Source organism: Flexivirga alba, assembly GCF_042661025.1.
Lineage (GTDB): Bacteria > Actinomycetota > Actinomycetes > Actinomycetales > Dermatophilaceae > Flexivirga > Flexivirga alba.
The window spans coordinates 3,377,117-3,397,109 of record NZ_JBHSWH010000001.1 but is presented as its reverse complement, the minus strand read 5'-3'; the positions used below and the strand labels follow the sequence as shown (position 1 = coordinate 3,397,109).

Annotated in this window: 17 protein-coding genes; 7 read left to right on the top strand and 10 right to left on the bottom strand. The window is 67.3% G+C overall.

Annotated features, from left to right (window positions below; all coding sequences use genetic code 11):
• Positions 1–31: 31 nt before the first annotated feature.
• The 5 genes from ACFQDH_RS16690 to ACFQDH_RS16670 form a co-directional block, all read right to left on the bottom strand.
• Positions 32–349, bottom strand: a complete 318-nt coding sequence (locus ACFQDH_RS16690) for an NAD(P)-dependent oxidoreductase (RefSeq protein WP_382404888.1) — start codon at positions 347–349, stop codon at positions 32–34.
• Positions 301–987 (bottom strand): NAD(P)-dependent oxidoreductase, encoded by a 687-nt coding sequence (locus ACFQDH_RS16685; RefSeq protein WP_382403524.1) that lies wholly within the window; start codon positions 985–987, stop codon positions 301–303. Before ACFQDH_RS16685 ends, ACFQDH_RS16690 begins: the two co-directional genes overlap by 49 nt.
• 679 nt (positions 988–1,666) lie before the next feature.
• Positions 1,667–3,919 (bottom strand): hypothetical protein, encoded by a 2,253-nt coding sequence (locus ACFQDH_RS16680; RefSeq protein WP_382403523.1) that lies wholly within the window; start codon positions 3,917–3,919, stop codon positions 1,667–1,669.
• Positions 3,920–4,067: 148 nt separating this feature from the next.
• Positions 4,068–6,101, bottom strand: coding sequence for a hypothetical protein (locus ACFQDH_RS16675; protein WP_382403522.1), 2,034 nt, complete (start codon positions 6,099–6,101; stop codon positions 4,068–4,070).
• On the bottom strand, positions 6,098–6,817 hold the full coding sequence (locus tag ACFQDH_RS16670) for a hypothetical protein (protein WP_382403521.1): 720 nt from the start codon (positions 6,815–6,817) through the stop codon (positions 6,098–6,100). Before ACFQDH_RS16670 ends, ACFQDH_RS16675 begins: the two co-directional genes overlap by 4 nt.
• Positions 6,818–7,511: 694 nt before the next feature.
• Between ACFQDH_RS16670 and ACFQDH_RS16665 the strand changes: the two genes are divergently transcribed.
• Entirely contained in the window at positions 7,512–7,796 is a 285-nt protein-coding gene (locus tag ACFQDH_RS16665; RefSeq protein ID WP_382403520.1) for a DUF6112 family protein, read from the top strand.
• Positions 7,796–8,581, top strand: a complete 786-nt coding sequence (locus ACFQDH_RS16660; RefSeq protein ID WP_382403519.1) for a hypothetical protein — start codon at positions 7,796–7,798, stop codon at positions 8,579–8,581. The genes ACFQDH_RS16665 and ACFQDH_RS16660 overlap by 1 nt, the downstream gene beginning before the upstream one ends.
• Here the strand turns inward: ACFQDH_RS16660 and ACFQDH_RS16655 are convergent.
• Positions 8,538–9,272: a hypothetical protein gene (locus ACFQDH_RS16655; RefSeq protein WP_382403518.1), complete on the bottom strand. Its 735-nt coding sequence runs from the start codon at positions 9,270–9,272 to the stop codon at positions 8,538–8,540. The two genes, ACFQDH_RS16660 and ACFQDH_RS16655, sit on opposite strands and share 44 nt — an antisense overlap.
• 572 nt (positions 9,273–9,844) lie before the next feature.
• On the opposite strand from ACFQDH_RS16655, the gene ACFQDH_RS16650 reads away from it, so the two are divergent.
• The 4 genes from ACFQDH_RS16650 to ACFQDH_RS16635 all read left to right on the top strand — a co-directional run bounded on the left by ACFQDH_RS16650 (position 9,845) and on the right by ACFQDH_RS16635 (position 14,802).
• Complete coding sequence (locus ACFQDH_RS16650) at positions 9,845–11,287, top strand: SCO6880 family protein (protein ID WP_382403517.1); 1,443 nt, start codon at positions 9,845–9,847, stop codon at positions 11,285–11,287.
• Positions 11,284–12,753, top strand: coding sequence for an ATP-binding protein (locus tag ACFQDH_RS16645; protein ID WP_382403516.1), 1,470 nt, complete (start codon positions 11,284–11,286; stop codon positions 12,751–12,753). Before ACFQDH_RS16650 ends, ACFQDH_RS16645 begins: the two co-directional genes overlap by 4 nt.
• 110 nt (positions 12,754–12,863) lie before the next feature.
• On the top strand, positions 12,864–14,429 hold the full coding sequence (locus tag ACFQDH_RS16640; protein ID WP_382403515.1) for a type IV secretory system conjugative DNA transfer family protein: 1,566 nt from the start codon (positions 12,864–12,866) through the stop codon (positions 14,427–14,429).
• A gap of 103 nt (positions 14,430–14,532) precedes the next feature.
• A complete protein-coding gene (locus ACFQDH_RS16635; protein WP_382403514.1) occupies positions 14,533–14,802 on the top strand; it encodes a hypothetical protein in 270 nt (89 codons plus the stop codon).
• Here ACFQDH_RS16635 and ACFQDH_RS16630 read toward each other — a convergent pair whose 3' ends face one another.
• From ACFQDH_RS16630 to ACFQDH_RS16615, 4 genes are read right to left on the bottom strand one after another with little or no spacing between them, the layout of a single operon-like run.
• The gene (locus tag ACFQDH_RS16630; protein ID WP_382403513.1) at positions 14,803–15,066 is read right to left on the bottom strand and encodes a hypothetical protein; all 264 of its coding nucleotides are present in this window, start codon (positions 15,064–15,066) and stop codon (positions 14,803–14,805) included.
• A 51-nt stretch (positions 15,067–15,117) separates the two neighbouring features.
• A complete protein-coding gene (locus ACFQDH_RS16625) occupies positions 15,118–16,329 on the bottom strand; it encodes a Zn-dependent hydrolase (RefSeq protein ID WP_382403512.1) in 1,212 nt (403 codons plus the stop codon).
• 8 nt (positions 16,330–16,337) lie between these two features.
• Positions 16,338–17,582, bottom strand: coding sequence for a metal-dependent hydrolase family protein (locus tag ACFQDH_RS16620; protein ID WP_382403511.1), 1,245 nt, complete (start codon positions 17,580–17,582; stop codon positions 16,338–16,340).
• Complete coding sequence (locus ACFQDH_RS16615) at positions 17,579–18,826, bottom strand: M20 metallopeptidase family protein (RefSeq protein WP_382403510.1); 1,248 nt, start codon at positions 18,824–18,826, stop codon at positions 17,579–17,581. Before ACFQDH_RS16615 ends, ACFQDH_RS16620 begins: the two co-directional genes overlap by 4 nt.
• Before the next feature lie 110 nt (positions 18,827–18,936).
• Between ACFQDH_RS16615 and ACFQDH_RS16610 the strand changes: the two genes are divergently transcribed.
• Positions 18,937–19,989, top strand: coding sequence for an Lrp/AsnC family transcriptional regulator (locus ACFQDH_RS16610; protein ID WP_382404887.1), 1,053 nt, complete (start codon positions 18,937–18,939; stop codon positions 19,987–19,989).
• The last annotated feature ends 4 nt before the right edge of the window (positions 19,990–19,993 follow it).

The window sequence follows — 19,993 nt, the reverse complement described above, 5'->3', positions numbered from 1 at the left end:
AGAACGAGCATTATGCTGATCGAGGCCGATGTCAAGGGTTACGCCGCGAACTCGTCACGAGATTCTCGATCGGCAGGTGCTCCGCCAAAGCGCGTATGTTGCGCTCGATCAGGCGCGCTGCCCCCACAGGACGTCCCCCGGCTGCGTGTGGCGTGATGATGAGTCCTGGTACGTCCCAGAGGGGATGCTCAGGGGGTAACGGCTCAGGTGCCGTCACATCCAAGGCAGCTCCCGCAATGTGGCTCGAGCGAAGGGCCCGGGCGAGGGAATCCTGGTCGACGACTGATCCGCGCCCCACGTTCAGGAACAGTGCTCGGTTCGGGAGCGCGCCGAACATTGGTGCCCCGATGAGGCCTTGCGTTTCGTTCGTTCCCGGCAGGAGACTGATGAGGACGTCTGTTCGGGGAGTTCGGCCATCATCGCCTCCAGAGCGATGACCGGGAAACCAGCCCGCTCGCCAGTTGACCGCGCCACGCCCGTCACCGACGAGCCGAACTGCTGAAGGATCCGACCGAGTGTCTGTCCGATTCGTCCGAACCCCAATATCAGCGTTCGGGTATCAAGCAGGGTGGTAATTTTCCCGGGCGGATGCAGATCGCGTACTCCGCCGAGGGCCGGACTCCATTCATGCCGCTCCTGGCAGTGGAGGGCGATTGGAAGCTCGCGTACGAGGGAAAGCAGGAGTGCCATTGTGTGCTCAGCGACAGTCTGATCGTGTAAGCCTGAGCCAGCCGCGAGGATGACGTCGGAATTGAAGCCCGCGTCGACCACTACATCTGCGCCGGCGGACAACGTCTGAACGAACCGAAGCCGGTGCAGATTACGACTTGCCGACAAGATGTGGTCGGGCGTCGATCCCCAGAGCACGAGCGCTTCGGCATCATCCTGCTCGTGCGGGATCGGCTTCCGAGCATCGACGGTGACCGCTTGCCAGTCCGCGGGCAGGACTGGGTCCAAGCTGAGAGTGTCAGGGAGCAGAATCTTCATGATTCCCATGATATGAGCGTTGCTCCCATATCGCGATATAGATCGCGTAGGTCTTGTCTCTCTCTCGTTCGGCGCGCTCCGCCTCTCCGTGTCGCGTACGTCCCGCGCCGGTGGAGCCGTCACGAGTCGACAGCTTCAGAAGTGGCAGAGATGCGGACGATGGCCCCACCATGGAGCCGTCGGGAGGGCGATCGACACGAACTTTGCTCCCGACGCGTTCGGGTCGGGCTTCGACCATCGCGCTGCGATGACCCGCGCACGGCGGTCCGGGTGAGTTGGCGCGCCCGCTCGACGCGGAAAAAGAGTCGGTCGTCACCACCGCGTGCGTGTGGCGCGGGAAACTCATCACCAGGTTCGCGGATCGACCCGCTCGCACATCTAGATCTGTCCTGCGACCCCGTGAATCATGCGGCTCTGTTACGTGGCGGGAAGGGCGCCCATAGTGGGCGATGCGCCGCCCGGTCCCGCACGGCTCGCGCTGGCCGCGTCCGCTCGCGGCGGTAGGACGCACTGATCGCGGCAGATCCCCGAAGTCGCACGTTATGCGGCAGGCGGTCTATGGAGGGCTCGCGTTGCGTTGTCCGGGGCTCGGTCAGAGGCTGGGTGACCGCATTCGCGGCGTCGGACCGCGATTAGGACGCGACCGAAGGCGTGGCACGTCACTGCGGCAGTCCGTGCGCTACTTCTTCATCTGCGACGGTGCGGTCCGGTCGCCGGGCACCTCGAGCATCACGATGTGGCTCTCCGCGGCATCGAGGGTCACCTCGAAAGCAGCGTGCGTGACGAGGTCGCGAAGGTTGGGGTGGGGCGAAGTGGCCTTGGGCGCCTTTGAACGGAGCACGACGAGGAATCCGATGCGAACGTCGGCGGCTCCGTAGGTCACGGCCTGCTTAATGTAGTCGACCTTGCCCTCGACAGGGGTCTGGGTCGCGGTCTCCTTGAGCTCGATGTAGAGGTGGAACCCGGGGAAGGTGACCATCAGGTCGACACGACCACCGCCGACCTGCTGAACCTCGACGTTGGTGGCGCTCGAGAGCTCACCGCGCATCAGCCAGTCGTAAAGGTCCTTGTGCAGGTCGGCCTCGTCCGCGTCGGGCTTGAACAGGTACTCGCACCATGACGGCTGCGCGCCCTGTCGGGTCGCGACGAACCGAATCAGCTGATCGAGAACCAGGGTGACCGCGTCTGCGACGTCACCAGTGAAGTCGGCGCTCGCGGCCAGCTTCTCCAGCATTTCCCTGCGGACGGCGGTCACGACGAGGTCTGGTTCGAGCAGGGTGGATGCCCTCCGGTCAGCGAGAGCGGCGGCGAGCTGGTCGAGCTTCGCCTGATCGAGAGCGTCCAGGCTCGTGTTCGCGTCGAGGCCGACCATCTCGGCGAGCAGGGGCGGGACGTGTCGCTCCTGCTCAGGCGGTTTTCCCGGCGGCTCCGCAACTGCGGCTTCGGCACTAGTCTTGGCCGCTGTGAGCACCGTGTCAGCGGTGGCGAGTCGGTCGCTGAGGTCGGCGAGTTCCTGGGCGAGGCGGTCCGTGGCATCCGCGTCGTCTTCGGGTCCGAAGTCGCCAAGTTCGATGCGCGCATCGAGGGCGGCGACGCGACGGCGCATGGACTCTGTGTGGTCGACGAGGTTGCGCAGGAGACCGCTGCGGGCAGCGAAGCCCTTCGAGATGGCCGGTCGGATGATGCGGACGACGTTGTCGACGCCGCGACCGGGCGCGATCACATCGAAGGCGTTCGACGTCGTGTAGATCGTGAGGATGTCGTCGATGACGGTCGCTGCGTCGTAGATGCTGTCGCGGCCGAGGTGCTCGCGCAGGTAGCCGAGGTCGGCCGCGAACCGGTCCCACGCTTGGAGCACGGAGACCTTGCGGTCGCCGCTCCAGTGGCTGAGGCCGTGGGTGTCGACAAGCAGCTCACGTGCACGAGCGGCCACGTCGCTGACGCTGTGGAGGGTTATCGCCCATGCCTCGGCATCCTGCGGGCCGGTGTCGGTGCTGAGCGACGACAGCAGGTTGCGCAGTAGCTCGAGTGCGGACTGCAGGAGCACGGCATCGGGTCGGTCGCCCTGGGCGATGACGAACGTCAGCGACGCCAGCGCGTCGTCGAGACGCGCAACGAGTTCGGTCCCGGACTCGGTACGGACGGCGCGGGCGACGTCGGTGTGGGCCTTGGCCCAGGCGGCGTCGCCCGCGATCTCGCGTCGCAGTTGCTCGTCCGCGGCGGCGAGGACTCCGGCCTCTTCCTTCGATGCTGGAGCCGCACGCGTCGCGGAGGTGACGCCCGTGAGGACGTCGAGCACGTCGGCGACGTCGTCGATTCCCCCGGCGGCGTCCCAGTGGTCGTAGGCAACTTCGACAGTTCGCGCGACAGCGCGGGCGTAGCGCAACGGCTGAGGCTCGTTCACCTTCGCTAAGGTCGCGAGGATCTCGTGGCGAGTGCCGTGTCCGAGCAGCGCCAGGCGAGTCGCTGACTCCAGAGCCACCGCATGACGCAGCACCTCGGCCTCAGTAGGCGTCGTGGTGCCGGAACGCGGTGGGCTGGCGAGCGCCACGCAGGCGGCCGCGACCTGGCCGCCGACCACGTCGGCGAGATCAGCGTCCGAGCAGATGCTGCCCATCGTGTCTTCGAACAGGCCCGGGTCGGTCGTGGCCGTGATCGCGTCGGCAAGCGCGGCGGCCGCCGGCCGGAGCGCGGCAACGATTGCCCCGGCGTCGTTTCCGGCGTTGGTTCCGCCAGCGTGGGCCTTGGCGATGCCACGGGCCAGGAGCCTCAGCGTCGGCCTCAGGAGCGGCTCGTTGACCAGCGTGGGAGCGAGCACCTCGACGGCGTCCCAACCGCCGAGGATGTCGACGAGGTCGGATCTGGGCTCCGCCCCGGTGAGGTGCCTGCGCAAGGTTCCGGCGATGGTCGCGGGGTCCAGCTCACCTGCCACGGTCTTCCTCCCATCGCGTCGTGCATGTTCGGCCCTACGGTGCCTGGTGCCACGGACGACGCAGTGATCCGGCGAGCATGTCACCTCTCGGATGTCGCCGCTGCCCGACCTGGCGCCACTCGGCTGACGGCTGTCGGGCGGGCCCTGATCACCACACGTAGTCGTCGCCGGTCGCGACGAGAAGGTGGTCGGCGTCGAGGACGTCGCTGAGCGTCGCAGCGTGCGTGGTCGCGACGACGATCTGAAGCTCGGTCTCCGCAGCGACCTCGATCATCGCCTCGAGCATAGTTCGCAGCACCGACTCCGGTATTTCCTCGGCGGCGGGTGAGTCGACGAACAGCAGCCCGGGGTGGCGACCGACGTTATCTCGGAATCCGACCTGGATGAGGGCGATTGCGGTGGACAACTTGATCCGGAGCTTCTCACCGTGGGTCAGGGCGCTGTAGGTCGCCTTTACGCCGCCCTTGACGATGTCCATGTTGCCGTTGCCCTTGATGCTTACCGACTCCAGGGTGGAGACCCCGAACCTGCGGGCGAGGTCGGCGATCGCCTCGGACACCTTAAGCAGCATCGGGTCCTGGTCGCGCTTGACCCATCCCTTGACGACTTCCGAGGCCGTCTCGAGCACCAAGATCTTCTCGTCGCGCTCCGACGTCTCCGCGTCAGGTTCGTCGGGACCCTCGGGTTCGACCTGGCGTTCGAGACCTTCGAGAGCGTCCAGGGTCGCCTGGGCAGCGATGAGTTCCTGGGTGGCCGCGGTGCGTGCGCGGGCTCGATCGAGGCTCGCGCGGGCGGTGTTCGCCTCCGCCTCAGCGTTCACGCGTGCACTCTCGGCTGCCTGGTAATCCTCGCGGAGCTTCGAGACTGCCGCGTCGGCCTCTGTGACGGCTTCGGTGAGGGCGGCGAGCGGATCCTGGGGGTCCTCGACCTCATCGTCCAGGTCGTCGCCGGCAGGCTCGTGCTCGTGCGGCGTAGGCGCGTTGCTGGCGACGGCCACGTCGAGATGCAAGGTGTTGTGGCACAGCGAGCAGTTGTGGTCGGTGACCTCTGCTTCATAGGCCTCAACGGTGACCGTGCTGGCACAGCGTGGGCACGCGGTCGGCTTCATTCCGTTGAACAGCGCCTGCGCGACCGCTGTCTCCTCTACCGCGCGCTTGCGATGCTGCTCGGCGCGCAGCTGCGACCTGGCCTGCGTGAACGCCGCGCCGGCCGCCATCAGCTGCAGCTCAAGCTCGCGCGCTTCACGAGCGCGTTCGGAAGCACGGGCAGCGAGGTCGTAGACCGCGTCGACGTCCGGCTCGTCCGGGTCGAACAGCGTGAGCGCGTCCAAAGCGCGCGCGACCCGGTCCTCGGCATCGCCGAGAGCGCTGCTCGGCACCCGGGTGCTGGTCGTGCGGACCCGCTGCTCCTGTTCGCCGCGTTCGAACAACGACACATTCAGGGCCCTGGTGATCTGGGCGTCCATCGAGGCCCAGCTCGTGCCGACGAACATCTGCAGGATCTTGGTCTTCAGGTGGATGTCCGGGCCGAGGATCGGGTCGAGCTGGTCGGCTCGCACCGTCAGTGAGCTCGCGTACGTCGGCCATGTGTGCGTGTGCGAGATCCCGTCCTTGGAGAACGTCGGGATTGGGTCGAGCCGTAGCCGGCCCAGCATCACTGACCCCATGAGCGACTCGAACTCATTGCCGTCGGAGAAGTTGCCGATCTGGGTGCGCCGTCCGCCGGACTCGACCTCGATCGATCCGGTGGGCACGCCGTCGGCGACGTCGAACTCGACGAACAGGGGCACACCGTCGACCAGCAGCTCAGCCGACACGTGGTCGATCCACGACTCGACGTCGGCCTGCAGGTGGCTGCGCCCGGTCAGAGCCCATGTCGCGAAGTGCACTACGGAGGACTTGCCGCGCAGGTTCCGCTCGCTGCCGACTCCGTTGACGCCGTCGAGCGGGGTCCAGTTCAAGTCGATCGGGGCGGTCACATCTGTAGCGTCTTCACCCTCGCCTTGCTGAAACTCACGAGTGCCGGAGACGTGAACTCGCCTGATCCGCAGCTGTGCCGGAACACCGGCTGAGGCGGTCGATGAGACCGCGGCGTCGGTCAGGATCGTTTCGACGCGGTCCTTCGCGATCACCTTCTTGCGGCGCTCAAGGACCTCGACGACAGCGTCACCGAGCGTGCTCATGTGTCTCCTTCCGCGGGTGACGTCGAGGCGTCCGTCCCGCCTTCGTTCGCCTGGGCTGCCTGGGCGATCTCCAACCGTTCGGCGACGCCGGCGTGGATCGGCGCGATCTTCGTGCCGAGCTTCGTCGAGGCGTACTCGGCCTGCTGGTACTGCCGCTTCTTGAGCGTGGAGCCGTTGTCGTTGCCGGCGACGAGCTTCACCAGCTCGGCCTGGCCGATGTACCACGACAGCAGCGGGTCCTTCTTCAGCTCCTCCACCGCTCCTCGACCAGCCTCGGTGAGGAAGAACTGGCTGCGCGCGGTGCTTTTGGCGCTGCCGACACGGCGCACCACGGCGAGCCCGTAGGCGCTCAGCACCGAGAACGCGTCGTCGATCACTTCGTATGCACCATGGAACCAGCGCGGCATCGGATACCAGTGCAGGTCCGGCTCTTGGCCCTCCAGGAGGTCCTCGACGACCTGGAGGTAGGAGGCGCCGAGCTCGCCGTTCTCGACCTTCGTCATCAGCTCGCCGGCCAGGTAGTCCGGGTTGCGCAACCAGAAGTCGAGCGCCTGCAGCTGCATCTCCGCGCGCAGCACCGCTACGGTGCCGGACGGATCGGCCGGCTTCGTCGGCAGGCCACAGCGATCGAGCAGGACCAAGAGCCGCACAGCTTGCTGCAGCACGGTCGGCTCGTCGCGACCCTGTGGATCGGCGGCCGTCAACGGCACCGACATCGAACACCCCCGGACACCTGAACACCCTGTGGCCCCGTCACACTACCGGCGCATGGCAGCGTCTGCAGGCCGAACAGCTCTGCAGACAAGTCCGGCAATCCGCGTTCCTGATCGTGATGGCGATCTGGGACCGGGTGACAGAGCGGACCGCACAGCTCGACCTCCCCAACGACTGGCGGCACGACCAGGCGCCGACGAACGGACTCGTCGGCTAGAGGACGCGTTGATGACACCGTGGATCGAGGCCGGGCTGGGTGCCGCGCGAGGCAGCACTCTCCATCAACGCGCTGAATGCCAGGCTCAACGCGATGAGCGGCAAGACGACGTCACCCTTTTGGACGCGAGAGGCGCTCGCCCATCACGAGGCGAGGCGCAGCGTCCGAACCCTGGCGGTCGCGGTGTTGATCAAGTTCAACTGGCGTCCGGCTTTCGGCAGATCCGTGCGCCCTCTGAGCCGGACACGGTGCGTCTATCTGGGCGGTAGGACGCACATGCCGTGTTCTCCCGGACTCAATGAGGTAGCCGACCTGATCCGATGAACTTCTCGCTCACCGGCACCGACGTCGCGCCACGTTTCCGTCTGTTCGACGAGTCCTGCTGAACACGAGCGTTCCCGATGGTGCCCCGGCTTGTACGTCGTGCTTGACATCGCGCGCGGGACGGGCTCGCGCACTTGCTGCGGAAGGTGTCTGCGATGTTGAACCCGATGGTGGATGTGCATCCGAATACGAGTGGGCTGCCCGGTTTGCAGGCGTTCGAGAAGATCGCCGGTGCCCTTTTGACGTTCGGCCTGGTGGCCGCCGTCGCCGGTGTGGCGATCTCGGCGATCGCGTGGGCTGCCGGATCCCACTCGTCCAACCCGCACGTCGCCGGTCGGGGAAAGAACGGTGTGCTGGTCGCGTGTGCGGCGGCGTTGCTGATCGGCGGCGCGAACGCGCTGGTCACGTTCTTCCACAACGCTGGCGGAACAATCCACTGATGTCTCGCCTCCCCTTGCCAGCACGCTGGCTCTGGAGTACGGCGGCCGTCTCGCTGCTCGCGCTCGTGGTCGGCTGGCTCGCGATGGCGAACCACGCGAATCGATCCTCGACCGCCGCAACGCCGGCTCGATACTCGTCCACTGGCGGCCATCCCGCGGCGAGCTCCTCCGAGGCCGCCAAGTCACCCGTCGGCAACTCTGCGCTGGCGCAGGACATCGCCGCGCTGAATGCCGCTTCTGCCCCGCCGACCGGCGCCGCTCCCCCGCCGATCACTGGTCTCGCGAGCAAGCAGCCCGACCTGTATGCCGCCGAGTTCGTCCGCCGTCTGCTGACTCAGCACTACGACACTCCACGTGACTCTCAAATCCGTTGGGTTCAAAGCGAATCCGGGCAGACCCATGACCCGACGGTCGTCGGACTCGTCCCACCCAACCTCAGAGGCCGGCTTGCGACATACTCGGTCACGGCGGAGAACCCGGGCGACAATCCGATCCCTGACGCCGCGACGTGGGCACGCCTCGGCCATGCCCACGCATCCACGACCGTGACCGTCCAGAACGTCGAAGAGCCGCTGGCCTGGACGAACGCGGTCGCGGACGGCAAGGTGCAGGACCCGGGCGTGACGGCCCGGGAGGTCGCCGCGACCGTCACCAGACACGTCGGTCACGAAAGGTCCTCGTACAGCGTCGATCTCACCCTCAACCTCGAGGGGCCACCCGCCTATCCGACCTGGCGGTTCGTCACGCTCGTGACGTACACGTCCATCCCGCTGGGGCCGTCCTGATGAGCTGCTCCGGCATCAACCGACTGAACCCGATCTGCTTGCCCGGTGAGATCGTCAACAACGCCGCCAACGACGCGTTCACCAACATCGCCCGATCGTTCGGCAAAGCGGCGGCGGAAATAACGACCTGGTTGTGGCGGCAGATCGACGTCGCGACCCGGCTCGACCTGACCTCCCCGTCGCTGGTTCGTGAGCTCGCGATGACCGGCGCCATTGCCGGGGTGCTGTGCCTGGCGTTGTTCGTGATCCAGGTGATCAAGGGCGCGCTGTGGCGTGACCCGGGTGCGCTGCGACGCGGCGTGATCGGGCTGGCGCTCTCGTTCGTGGGGTCGGCGTTCGCCCTGGCGACGACCCGGCTGTTGCTGACCGCGGTCGACGCCCTGTCCGCCGGGGTGGTGCAGGAGACGATGGGCACCAACATCTCCGGCCTCGGCAAACGCCTGCTGGTCATCAACGCCGAAAGCAACATCAACCCGGCAGTGCTGCTGATCTTCTCACTGCTCGTCATCGCCGCGTGCGTGATGGTGTGGGCGGCGATGATGATCCGCAAGCTGATGATCCTGGTCGCAGCGGTGCTCGCGCCCTTGGCGTTCGCAGGTGCCGCCGCCGACTTCTCGCGCGCCTGGGTGCGGCGGTGGATCGAGTTCGTTTCGGCGATGATCGCGTGCAAGTTGCTGCTCGTGATCGTCATGTCGATCGGGGTCACCGTGCTGGACGGCGGGGGCTCGACAGGGCACGGCGCCACCCAGACCATCACTCAGCTTGCCGGCGGCGCGCTGATCCTGCTGATGGCGGGGCTCTCACCGTGGGTAGCGGTCAAGATGTTCAGTTTCCTCGGCGAATCGATGCACACCGCCCATCTCGCGGCAATGCAGACGACTTCTGGTGCCCGCGCCGTGATCGCCGCGCCGCAGAAGGTGCAGGCGACCGCCGGCCGCGTCGCGTCCTTCGTGCCCACCCCGGCGGGACAGGCGGCCGGTGGTGCAGCGCGAGCAACCGCCGCCCGCGGCGCTCAATCGGGTGGGGCGCGGCTGAGCGCGTCCCGCTTCGCAAGTTCGCCGGGTGGCGCAGGCCAGTCCCCGAAAGCTGCCACCGCCGCCAAGCCGTCTTCTGGGGTCGGTGGTGGCGTCGGGGCCGGGGCAGTCCGACCCGAGGCGATGTCCGCAGCCAGCGCCTCACGGTCTGCCCCGGCGCAACCCCCAGTGCCCCAACCTCCTCCGAGCGCCGAACACCCGACAGCCCACCCGAGCCAAGGAACGAACAATGACCGAGTCCCACGAAGTGCCGGTCCGCTTTGCTCGCCTGCCCCGCCGCGGGCTGCTGCTCGGGCTGTCCACGCCGCGGGTCGCCTGCTTGGCGGCGAGTCTCGCGTTGTTGATTCCGTCGGTATTCCTGACCGGAGTTGCCGGCGCTCTGCTGACGTTGCCACTGTGGCTGACCGTCGGGTCCGCGGCAGTCGCGCGCTGGCATCGGCGACCGATCATCGAGTGGGCTCCGACGGTCGGACACTTCGTGCAGCGGCGTCTGGCCGGGCAGACCCGGTTCCGCGCCCGCGTCGACCGGCCACGGCCCACCGGGACGCTCGCGCTGCCCGGCGACGCCGCGGCGATGCGGTTCGTCATCGACACCGACACCAGGCGGGCCATGCTGCATGACCCACACGCCAAGACCCTCACCGCCGTCGCGTGCGTGCGCCATCCCGCGTTCGTGCTGCTGTCCACCGACGAACAGGCGCGCCGGGTGTGCGGGTGGTCACGCGCCCTCGCACACTTGGCCACCACGGGCAGCGGCAGTCGCGTACAGGTCCTGGAGATATCGATCCCGGATGGCGGCCACGGCATCAACAACTGGTGGGCTGCCCACCGTGCGAGCAGAGCAAACCCCTGGGTCACCGCGCAGTATGACGAACTGGTCGCCACCGTCGTGCCCGCCTCCGCCACCCACCGCACACTCGTCGCCCTGTCGATCGACACCCGCAGCAGCCACTCGTCCAGCCGCGCGCACGGCAGGGGTCTCACCGCCGCGGCCGCCCTGCTTCAGCAGGAAATGGCCTCCCTGACCGCGAGCTTGCGAGCCGCCGACCTGCGCGTCGAGTCCTGGCTGGGTGAGCACGAACTCGCCGCGACCTTCCGGACGGCCTACCAACCCGGTTTCGAAACCGGCGACCACCCAGCGCAATCGCTGGAAAGGGCCGGACCTGTGTCCATGGACGAGCAGTGGGACCACCTCCATCACGACAACGGCTACTCCACCGTGTTGTGGATCAGCGAATGGCCGCGCGTCGACGCGCCACCCAGCTTCCTGCACACCCTCATCTTCCAGCAGGGCGTCCGGCAGACCGTGTCCATCACGTACGAGCCGGTGCCCGCGGACGAAGCCATGCGCGACATCCGCCGCGCACGAGTCGAGTACGCCACCGACGCCCACCAGAAGGCGAAGCTGGGGATGATCTCCGATCTGGCCGACAGCGTGGAAGCCCGTGACGTCACAGACCGGGAAAGGTCACTGGTTGCGGGACACGCCGACATTCGCTTCACCGGTCTGATCACACTCACCGCGACGACACTGGCGGACCTCGAAGCGGCAGCCGCCGAAACTGCCCGTGCCGCAACCCAATGCGGCTGTGAGACCCGCCGCCTGTACGGTCAGCAGGCTCGCGCGTTCACCGCCGCCGCACTCCCGATCGCCCGGAAGGTGTCGCCGTGAGCGCCCGGTCGCCAGCCCCGGCCGATTTCTACGTCGCCGAGCCGGCGCGCGGCATACGACGCTTCGTGCGCCCGCGCAAACCGCGCACCAAAAATCACGCGCACGCCGCGGACCCGAAATCTGCCGACACCAACGAGACTCCCGCTGCACAAAAACAACCACCACCGCTGCCGGCAGGCGGCGAACGAGGCACCGAATCCGCCCGGTCCTTGCGACGATTCCGCACGCCCGCGCATCGAGCCACCTCCAACGTCGTCGCCGGCGCATACCCGTTCCTCGCTGAAGCCGGCCTCGGGTCCGACGGCGTGTACGTCGGCCAGGATGCCTGGTCCGGCGGCGCCTTCTGTTTCGACCCGTGGGTCCTCTACCAGCACGGTGTCCTGACCAACCCGAACTGTGTCCTGGCTGGAGTCGTCGGCAAGGGCAAGTCCTGCCTGGCGAAATCCCTTGCGACACGGTCGATTGCGCTCGGGCGGCGGGTCTACGTGCCCGGCGACCCCAAGGGCGAATGGACCGCCGTAGCGCAGGCCGTCGGAGGCGCTTCGATCCAGCTCGGCGGCAGCACCAGCCACCGGCTGAACCCGCTCGACGCGGGCGTCCGCGACCACCGCCTCAGCGACCAGCAGTGGACGAGCGAAGTGTCGAAACGACGGCGCGTACTGATTGGATCCCTCGCGGCCTCCACGCTGGGGCGGCCGTTGCTGCCCGTCGAGCACACCGCGCTCGACATGGCACTGGCTCAGGCCACCCTCGCGCGGGTGCCCACGCTGCCGATCGTCGTCGACGCCGTGCTCTCCCCCGACAAGTCCATGCCGGGCGCAACCGTCGCACAATTGGCCCGCGACGGCCGCGACATGGGCCACGCCCTGCGGCGTCTGGTCGCCGGAGATCTCGCCGGACTCTTCGACGCCGAGACGAGCGTGACGTTCGACCCGAGCCTGCCGATGCTGACCCTCGACCTGTCCCGCATCACCGGGTCCGACCAACTCATGGCCATGATCATGACCTGCGCATCAGCGTGGATGGAAGCCGCGCTCGCCGACCCGGATGCCGGCGCCCGTTGGGTCATCTACGACGAAGCGTGGCGGCTCATGCGACAACCCGCATTGCTCGCCCGGATGCAATCACAATGGAAACTGTCCCGCGGCCTCGGGATCGCCAATCTCCTGGTCATTCACCGGCTGTCGGACCTCGACGCCGTCGGAGACACCGGCTCCGAGGCGCGGGCCCTCGCTCGCGGGCTGCTCGGCGACTGCTCCACCAAGATCGTCTACCAACAAGAAGTCAGCGAATCCGCAAACACCGCAACCCAACTCGGCCTCACGACCGCCGAACGCACCATGCTCCCCGACCTCCTCACCGGAGAAGGACTCTGGCGCGTCGGCACCCGCGCGTTCGTCGTACGCCACACCGCCACGCCGGACGAACTGCGTGTGTTCGACACCGACCAGCGGATGCGCGCCTGATCGTCCGTCTGAGGCGTGACCAGCCTGGCCAGCTGACAAACGGGCGCCGCAGGTCGAGTGCCCCCAGGAACCCGTCCACTCGGTAACCGAGCGGAACGGAGGGTCTGGCCATGCTGGATGAGTTGTCGAGGATCGGCGCAACGCTGACCCAGACAGGCCCCTTCGTCCTGGGTGGTCTCGGACTGGCCGGACTCGCCCTGCACGGATTCCTCGGACGAAACGCGGGAACACGGGAGCAGTCCCGTCGCCACGCGCAGCCATCCCGGCGCGAGGTACGCCGGGCCGTCGGGAAGAGCGCACTCATGCGGAGAGCAGCAACGCTGCGGCCGGCCCAGGCCCATGCCACCGCCCCCAACTTGGGGTACCGGCTCGGCACGGCACGCAATCTCGACTGTTGGGCATCGGTCGAGGACTCGCTCGTTGTCCTGGGACCACCCCGCTCGGGCAAGGGCCTGCACGTGTGCATCCCTGCAGTCCTGGACGCACCTGGCGCGGTCGTGACCACCAGCACCCGGCCGGACAACCTCGCGGCGACCGTACGTGCTCGCGAACACCGTGGTCCGGTAGCGGTTTTCGACCCGCAACACCTCGCGCCCGCCACACCGAGTTCAACTCGCTGGTCACCGATCCGCGGCTGCGACGACCCGCACACCGCCATGGTCCGGGCCAAAGCGCTGACAGTTCGCTCTGCGGCCGGAATCGCGGACGCGAGCTTTTGGCAGGCCGCCGCCGAACAGGCCGTCCGCTGTCTCCTGCACGCTGCCGCGCTCGGGAATTGCACCAGCGAAGACCTCTACCGCTGGTCCCTGTCCGCGGTGCACGCCCGCGAGGCGGTCATGATCCTGTCCAGTCGTCCCGCCGCGGCACGGTCCTGGCACCAGGCGCTCGACTCCATCGTGTCCGCCGAGCCCAGACAGCGCGACAGCATCTGGGCGATGGTCACCATCGCCTTCAACGCGCTCGCCGACCCCGCAGTGTTGGACGCCGTATCTCCTGCTCCCGGTGAGCAATTCGAACCAGAGCAGTTCCTGCGCGCCAACGGGACGCTGTATCTGCTCGGCACCTCCAGCGGGTCGTCGGCGACCGCGAACCTGGTCGCAGCGTTAGTCGAAGACGTCGTCGAAACAGCCCGCCGCCTCGCCGCGCACCAGCTCGGCGGACGGCTCGAGCCACCACTGACCGTGGTACTCGACGAGGCCGCCAACTACCCGCTCCCCTCCCTGCCGTCGCTCATGTCCGATGGCGGCGGCTGCGGCATCGGCACCCTTGTCGTGCTGCAGTCGCTGGCCCAGGCCCGGCACGTGTGGGGTGAGCACGCCGCCAGCGCGATCTGGGACGCCGCGAGCATGAAGATCATCCTCGGCGGCGGCTCAAACGCCCGCGACCTGGATGATCTGTCCAAACTTCTCGGTCAGCGCGACGAACGCAGCGTGTCCACCAGCCGCGGACCGGGCGGCCGCCGATCAACCTCGACCACCCGCACCCGCGTGCCCATCCTGGAACCAGCTGCGCTACGCACGTTGCCGTTCGGAACAGCGATCCTCCTCGCCCGGTCCGCGCCCCCGATGCGTCTCACTCTGAGCCCCTGGACCAAACGGAAACAGGTCCGCGCGCTGACGCAGACAACCGCAGTCGCAGGCCCGTCTGCGGCCCGGTCCGGCGGCTTCCGCACCTGACAAGCCCGTGCCGAATCCGTACGGCGGGCAACGACGCCCGCCACTCCCCCAACCGGCTGGACCGATCCACCTCCCCTCACTGGACTCCACCCAACGAGAGGCCTTGCTGGAGGACCTGCGCGGCTGGGTCACCCAGCTCATCGACCGCTACACACTGGACCTCCGCACCATCCCACCGTGCTGGGACCGCCACAACGCGATCGTCGAGGCACTCGCGGCCCTGCGCGACTGCGAACGCGGTTGCTACGACCTCGACGCGACGCCGTCATCTGGGATCGACTGGCTCCGCGCGCTCAGCGACGTCACCGCCTACCTGCGCGAACAGACCGCGCGGACGGGCTGTGCAGCCACTGAGCACCGACGCGACCGTTGATCAGCCCGACAAATGCTGGGCGATGCGGGGCAATGCGTCCGATATGAGCGTCCAGCGCATCTCCAGTCGGCTCAGCCGTTCACAAGTGACGACGCCGATTTCGCGCAACATGTGCAGCTCGTCGATTCGGGATGGCAGTTCCTTGGACAGTTTCGGTCCGTCCATCAGCAGTTGCAGCGTCTCCAATCGCGACCTGGTGCCCAGCACCCGTGGGATCGACGCCAGCGGCGTGGTGTCTTTGGCGCGCGACAACGTCCCCACCACACCCCCAGTGTCAACCAAACCGGGGCAGGTCCTGGGCTATTCACCTCGAAGTTACCGTGCCAGGCTGACGAGGGTCTCCAGGAGCACGGTCGCACCATTCTCCAGCAACTCGGGATCTGTGTGCTCGAAGCGCGAGTGGCTGCGGCCCGCATGGCTTGGGACGAAGATCATTCCGGTAGGAGCTATCCGGGACATGTTCTGTGAGTCGTGGCCGGCGCCGGATGGGATGTCCATAGTGGGTAGGACGTTCCTGACTGCGGCGGCGCGGATGATGTCCCGCACCTCGGCGTCCAGTTCCACGGGGCTCACCGGCTGGTCGAGATGCACCGCGCACCCGACATCGTGTGCTGACGCGCACTCATGGGCGGCTGTCGAGAGCGCTCGCGTGAGAGCTTCGACCTGATCGCTCGTCGGCGCCCGGAAGTCGAGGGCCAGGTTCGCCGCGTCCGGCACCACGTTGGACGCGCCGGGCTGGAAAGAGAATCTGCCACAGGTGATCACGGCGTCATCACCGATGGACGCGGCGATGTCGGCCAGTCGGGTGAGGAATGCGCCAGCCGCACGACCGGGGTCTCGCCGCATCGTCATGGGCGTCGTCCCGGCATGATCGGCACGGCCGGTGAACACGACCTCCGCGCCACCAAGACCCACGATCGAGGTGACGACCCCGATCGGGATGTCTCGCTGCTCAAGGATCGGACCCTGCTCGATGTGCAACTCGACGAAATGCCGGATCCGCCCCGGATCGAACGGTTCTCCGGTGCGCCAGGAGAAGTCGCGCAATGCGTCGGTCAGGGCGTCACCTTCTCGTCCGGTCATAGCCGCGAGCTGACGATCGCTGTACCCGTGAACGAGTCCGTAGGAGCCGAACAGGTGGCTGTAATTTCCCTCTTCGTCGGCGAACACGACCGCTTGCACGGGATGGGCCAGCTCCAGGTGCTCCTCTGTGATCCGACGCACGCACTCCAGGGCCGCGACAACGCCAAGGGCTCCGTCGAGTGCACCACCGTCCGGCACCGTGTCGAGGTGCGATCCGGTCCATACAGCCGCTCCGTCCCACGAATGCGCAGCCCCCGCAACCATATTGGCCCACTTGTCGCAGCGCACCTCGAGCCCGGCCTCCTGGCAGCGGCTTTCGTACCATGTGCGGGCAGCAGCATCCTCGGCGGAGAGAGCGGTGCGATCGATCCCACCGTCGCTGTTGCGGCCGATCTGGGCAAGCGCCTCCAGATCTGCTCTGAGCCGTGGCCCATTCACTTTCATGTCGTCCCCTACTCGGCGTCGTCGCCGAGGCCAAGCCGGTCGATGCTGAGGTTCCCTGATTGCCAGACCTGCCGTATACGGTCCGGTAGCGACTTCAGGTCGTCCACCGCTCCCTCCACCACCACGAGGTCCGCCACCATGCCCGGCGCAACCCGGCCCACCCGATCCTGCAGCCCGCACAGCCGGGCCGCGTCACCCGTGGCTGCCGTCAGCGCCTGGTCCGGAGTCATCCCGCACTCGACGAGCAGCTCCAGCTCCTCGAGGTTGCGCCCATGCGGGCCGACACCACTGTCCGTGCCCATCGCGATGTTCACACCCGCCTCGATCGCCAGCCGTGCCGACTCCCGGTGCGCCTGCGACACTGCCCGCGCCTTGTCCACCACCACCACGGGCAGGTTCGCTCCTGCCGCGGCCGCCGCCAGCACTGCACGCGGAGCTGCCAGCGTCGGCACCAGCCAGGTCCCCCGCTCGAGCATCATGCTGATCACCTCGTCGTCGAGGAAGATGCCATGCTCGATCGAACGCACCCCGGCGCGCACCGCGTTCTTGATGCCCTCCGTGCCCTGGGCGTGCGCCATCACATAGCTGCCATGAGCCGCCGCCTCGGTCACGGCGACCTCGATCTCCTCCGGAGTAAGTTGCGTGTGCCGCGGGTCGTCCCGCGGGGACAGCACTCCGCCGGTTGTGCAGATCTTGATGTGATCTGCCCCTGCCCGGAGCATCTGCCGCACCACCCGTCGCATCCCGTCCGGTCCATCTGCGATCCCTGCCGGTCGCCCTGGGTGAGGGGCGGAGATCGGCACGTCCGCCCCGGAGGCAAACCACCCGTCGGTGTGGCCACCAGTCTGCCCGATGATGTTCACCGCCAACAGCACTCGTGGCCCAGCAATCAGCCCGTCTGCGACCGCCTGCTGGATGCCGAGGTCCGATCCTCCGGCATCCCGCACTGTGGTCACCCCCGTCGCGAGAGTGGCGCGTAGGTTGACCATCGCCTCATAAAACTGATACGAGAACGGCGTCGTCAGTCGGTTCATCAGGTCGACGCCGGACGAGGTCAGGTGCACGTGACAGTCGAAGAATCCCGGCAGGACCGTGCACCCGGTCACGTCAATTACCCGGTCACCATCCAGACCCGTGCCGATCTCGACGACAGACCCTTCCTGCACCACCACGTCGGCGGCCGCGACCGCCGCGCCGGTCCCGTCGAAGACTGATCCACCTGCGAAGACGAGGCGTTCACCGGGGGCGCTCATGCCACTCCTCGCTGCCCCGGCGCGAGTGCGTCCCGCTGAAGCGCCCGGATGGCGAGCTGCGCATGCAGCAGGACACCGTCGGGGATGACGTCATCCGAGAAGGTCGCTCGCGGACTGTGGTTGTTCGCCTGGCCCTCTGCGGTCTCGCCGGTGTGCGCGCCCAGGAAGAGATAGCAGCCCGGCACCTGCGTCAGCACCCGTGAGAAATCTTCCGCGCCGGCGCTCGGGGTGGGCAGCTCTGCATACCGCTGGCCGCCGAACACCTCATGCACCACCTGCGTCGCGAATCCCGTGTGATCGGAGTCATTGACCGTCGGCGGGTACTCGTCGCGGTATTCCGCATCCGCGGTCAGCCCGTGCGCGGCGGCGATGTTCTTGCACAGGCTTGGCGCAAGCTGCCGAACGCGGTCGCGAGCCTCGGTGCTGAACGACCGGATCGTCGCGTCAAACGTCGCTTCGTCCGGAATGATGTTCCACCTGGTTCCGGCATGGAACGATCCCACGGTCACCACAACCGGATCGAAGACGTCGAAACGCCGGGTGACCATGGCGTGCAGCGACGTGACCATCTCGGCGGCCACGGACACCGGGTCCAGGGACAGGTGCGGCATCGATCCGTGCCCGCCACGGCCGCGCACGGTCACATGCAGGCCGTCGCTGGCCGCCATCAAGATTCCCGGTCGCGTCGTGAACGAACCTCGCGGGAACCGCGTCGAATACACATGCATTCCGTAGGCGGAGGCCACCGTTGGGCCCGCCGCGTCAAGCACACCCTCGCGGATCATGTGACCGGCCCCGTCCCAGCCCTCTTCTCCGGGCTGAAACATGAACACCACATCACCGGCCAACTCGTCACGGTGCGCGGCAAGGAGCCGTGCGGCCCCGACCAGCATCGCCGTATGCAGGTCGTGCCCGCACGCATGCATCGCACCGTCGATCTCACTGGCGTAGTCGAGGCCGCTCTGCTCGGTTACCGGCAGTCCGTCCATGTCGCCGCGCAGCAGCACCGACGGACGGCTACCGGGTTCGCCCGAGCCGCCCCCGCGCAGGACCGCGGTGACCGAGGTCAGCGCCTTTCCGGTCGTGATCTCCAGCGGCAGACCGTCCAATGCCTCCAGCACCATCTGCTGTGTCAGCGGCAGCTGCAGACCGATCTCTGGATGCCGGTGCAGCCGATGCCTCAGCTGGACCAGGTCACCACTGAGGGTCCGAGCGTCGTCACGCAGCCTGTCATCCAATCCCACTGAATTCTCCTCACCACGAATCCCGCTTGTGTCAAGCGTGATCGACACTGTGGCACCGCAACCCAGCTAGAGTGCAAGTTCGCGGAAAACAGTCTGTGAGTGGGTATCAAATGATCGATTTCGGCATCCTGTCGGAGATTGACCTCGCTTTGATCGCGGTGCTACAGGCGGAACCTCGAGCGTCATGGGCCACGGTGTCACGAGTGACCGGTCTGAGCCCGGCGACTGCGGCGCGTCATTGGGAGCGGCTGGCAGCAAGCGGTGTCGTGTGGGTGACGGCCAGCCCAGGTGAGGCTGTCTGGTCGGCCCATTGCGTTGCCTATGTCGAGGTCACGTGCACTGCCGGCGCCACGCTTGAGGTGGCCCACACCCTGGCGCAGGACCCCCATGCGCTCACGGTCGAGGTCACCGCTGGTTCGGCAGATCTCTTCCTGACCGTTGCGGCCGTTGATCTGAGCACCATGTCGAATTACCTGTTACGCCGGGTCGATACGGTTGCTGGCATCACCCATACCAACACCCGCATCTCGACCAAGCTCTACAAGGACGGCTCTCACTGGCGCCTCGACGCACGCCCACGGCGCAGGTCCGCGCCACCGAGCGCCGGCCTCGTCACGCGCCCCGGACGGGAGTCCGCGGCGCAACATGCGGACCTCGACCGCAAGCTGTCGTTGCTGCTCGGTATGGATGGGCGGGCCAGCTATGCCGACCTCAGCCATCAGCTCGAGGTCAGTGAGGCGACGGTACGGCGCCGCGTGGACCAGCTTCTGCGAAGCGGAGCGGTCATTCTGCGCACCGAGGTCTCTGCGGAGCGGGTGGGCTGGCCGGTTTCCGCCATCATGTCGCTCGATGTGCCCGTCACGCTGCTCGGCGAGGCGGCACGCACCGCCACCCGGCTGCGGCAGGTACGCCTGGTGGCCACCGTGGCTGGTCGCCCATCGCTGATCGTTGTCGCCTGGCTCAAGTACCTCGAGGAGATTCACGAGCTCGAAGGCCAACTTGTTGACACGGTTCCCCAGCTACAGGTGCAAAATCGCCTCACGGTGCTGCACACGGTCAAGCGCATGGGCCGCATCCTGGATGAGCACGGAGACGCCACCGGTGTCGTCCCGATGAGTCACTGGCAGAACCCGTTCGAGTCCGCTGACCTCGCTCCTGCGTAGACAG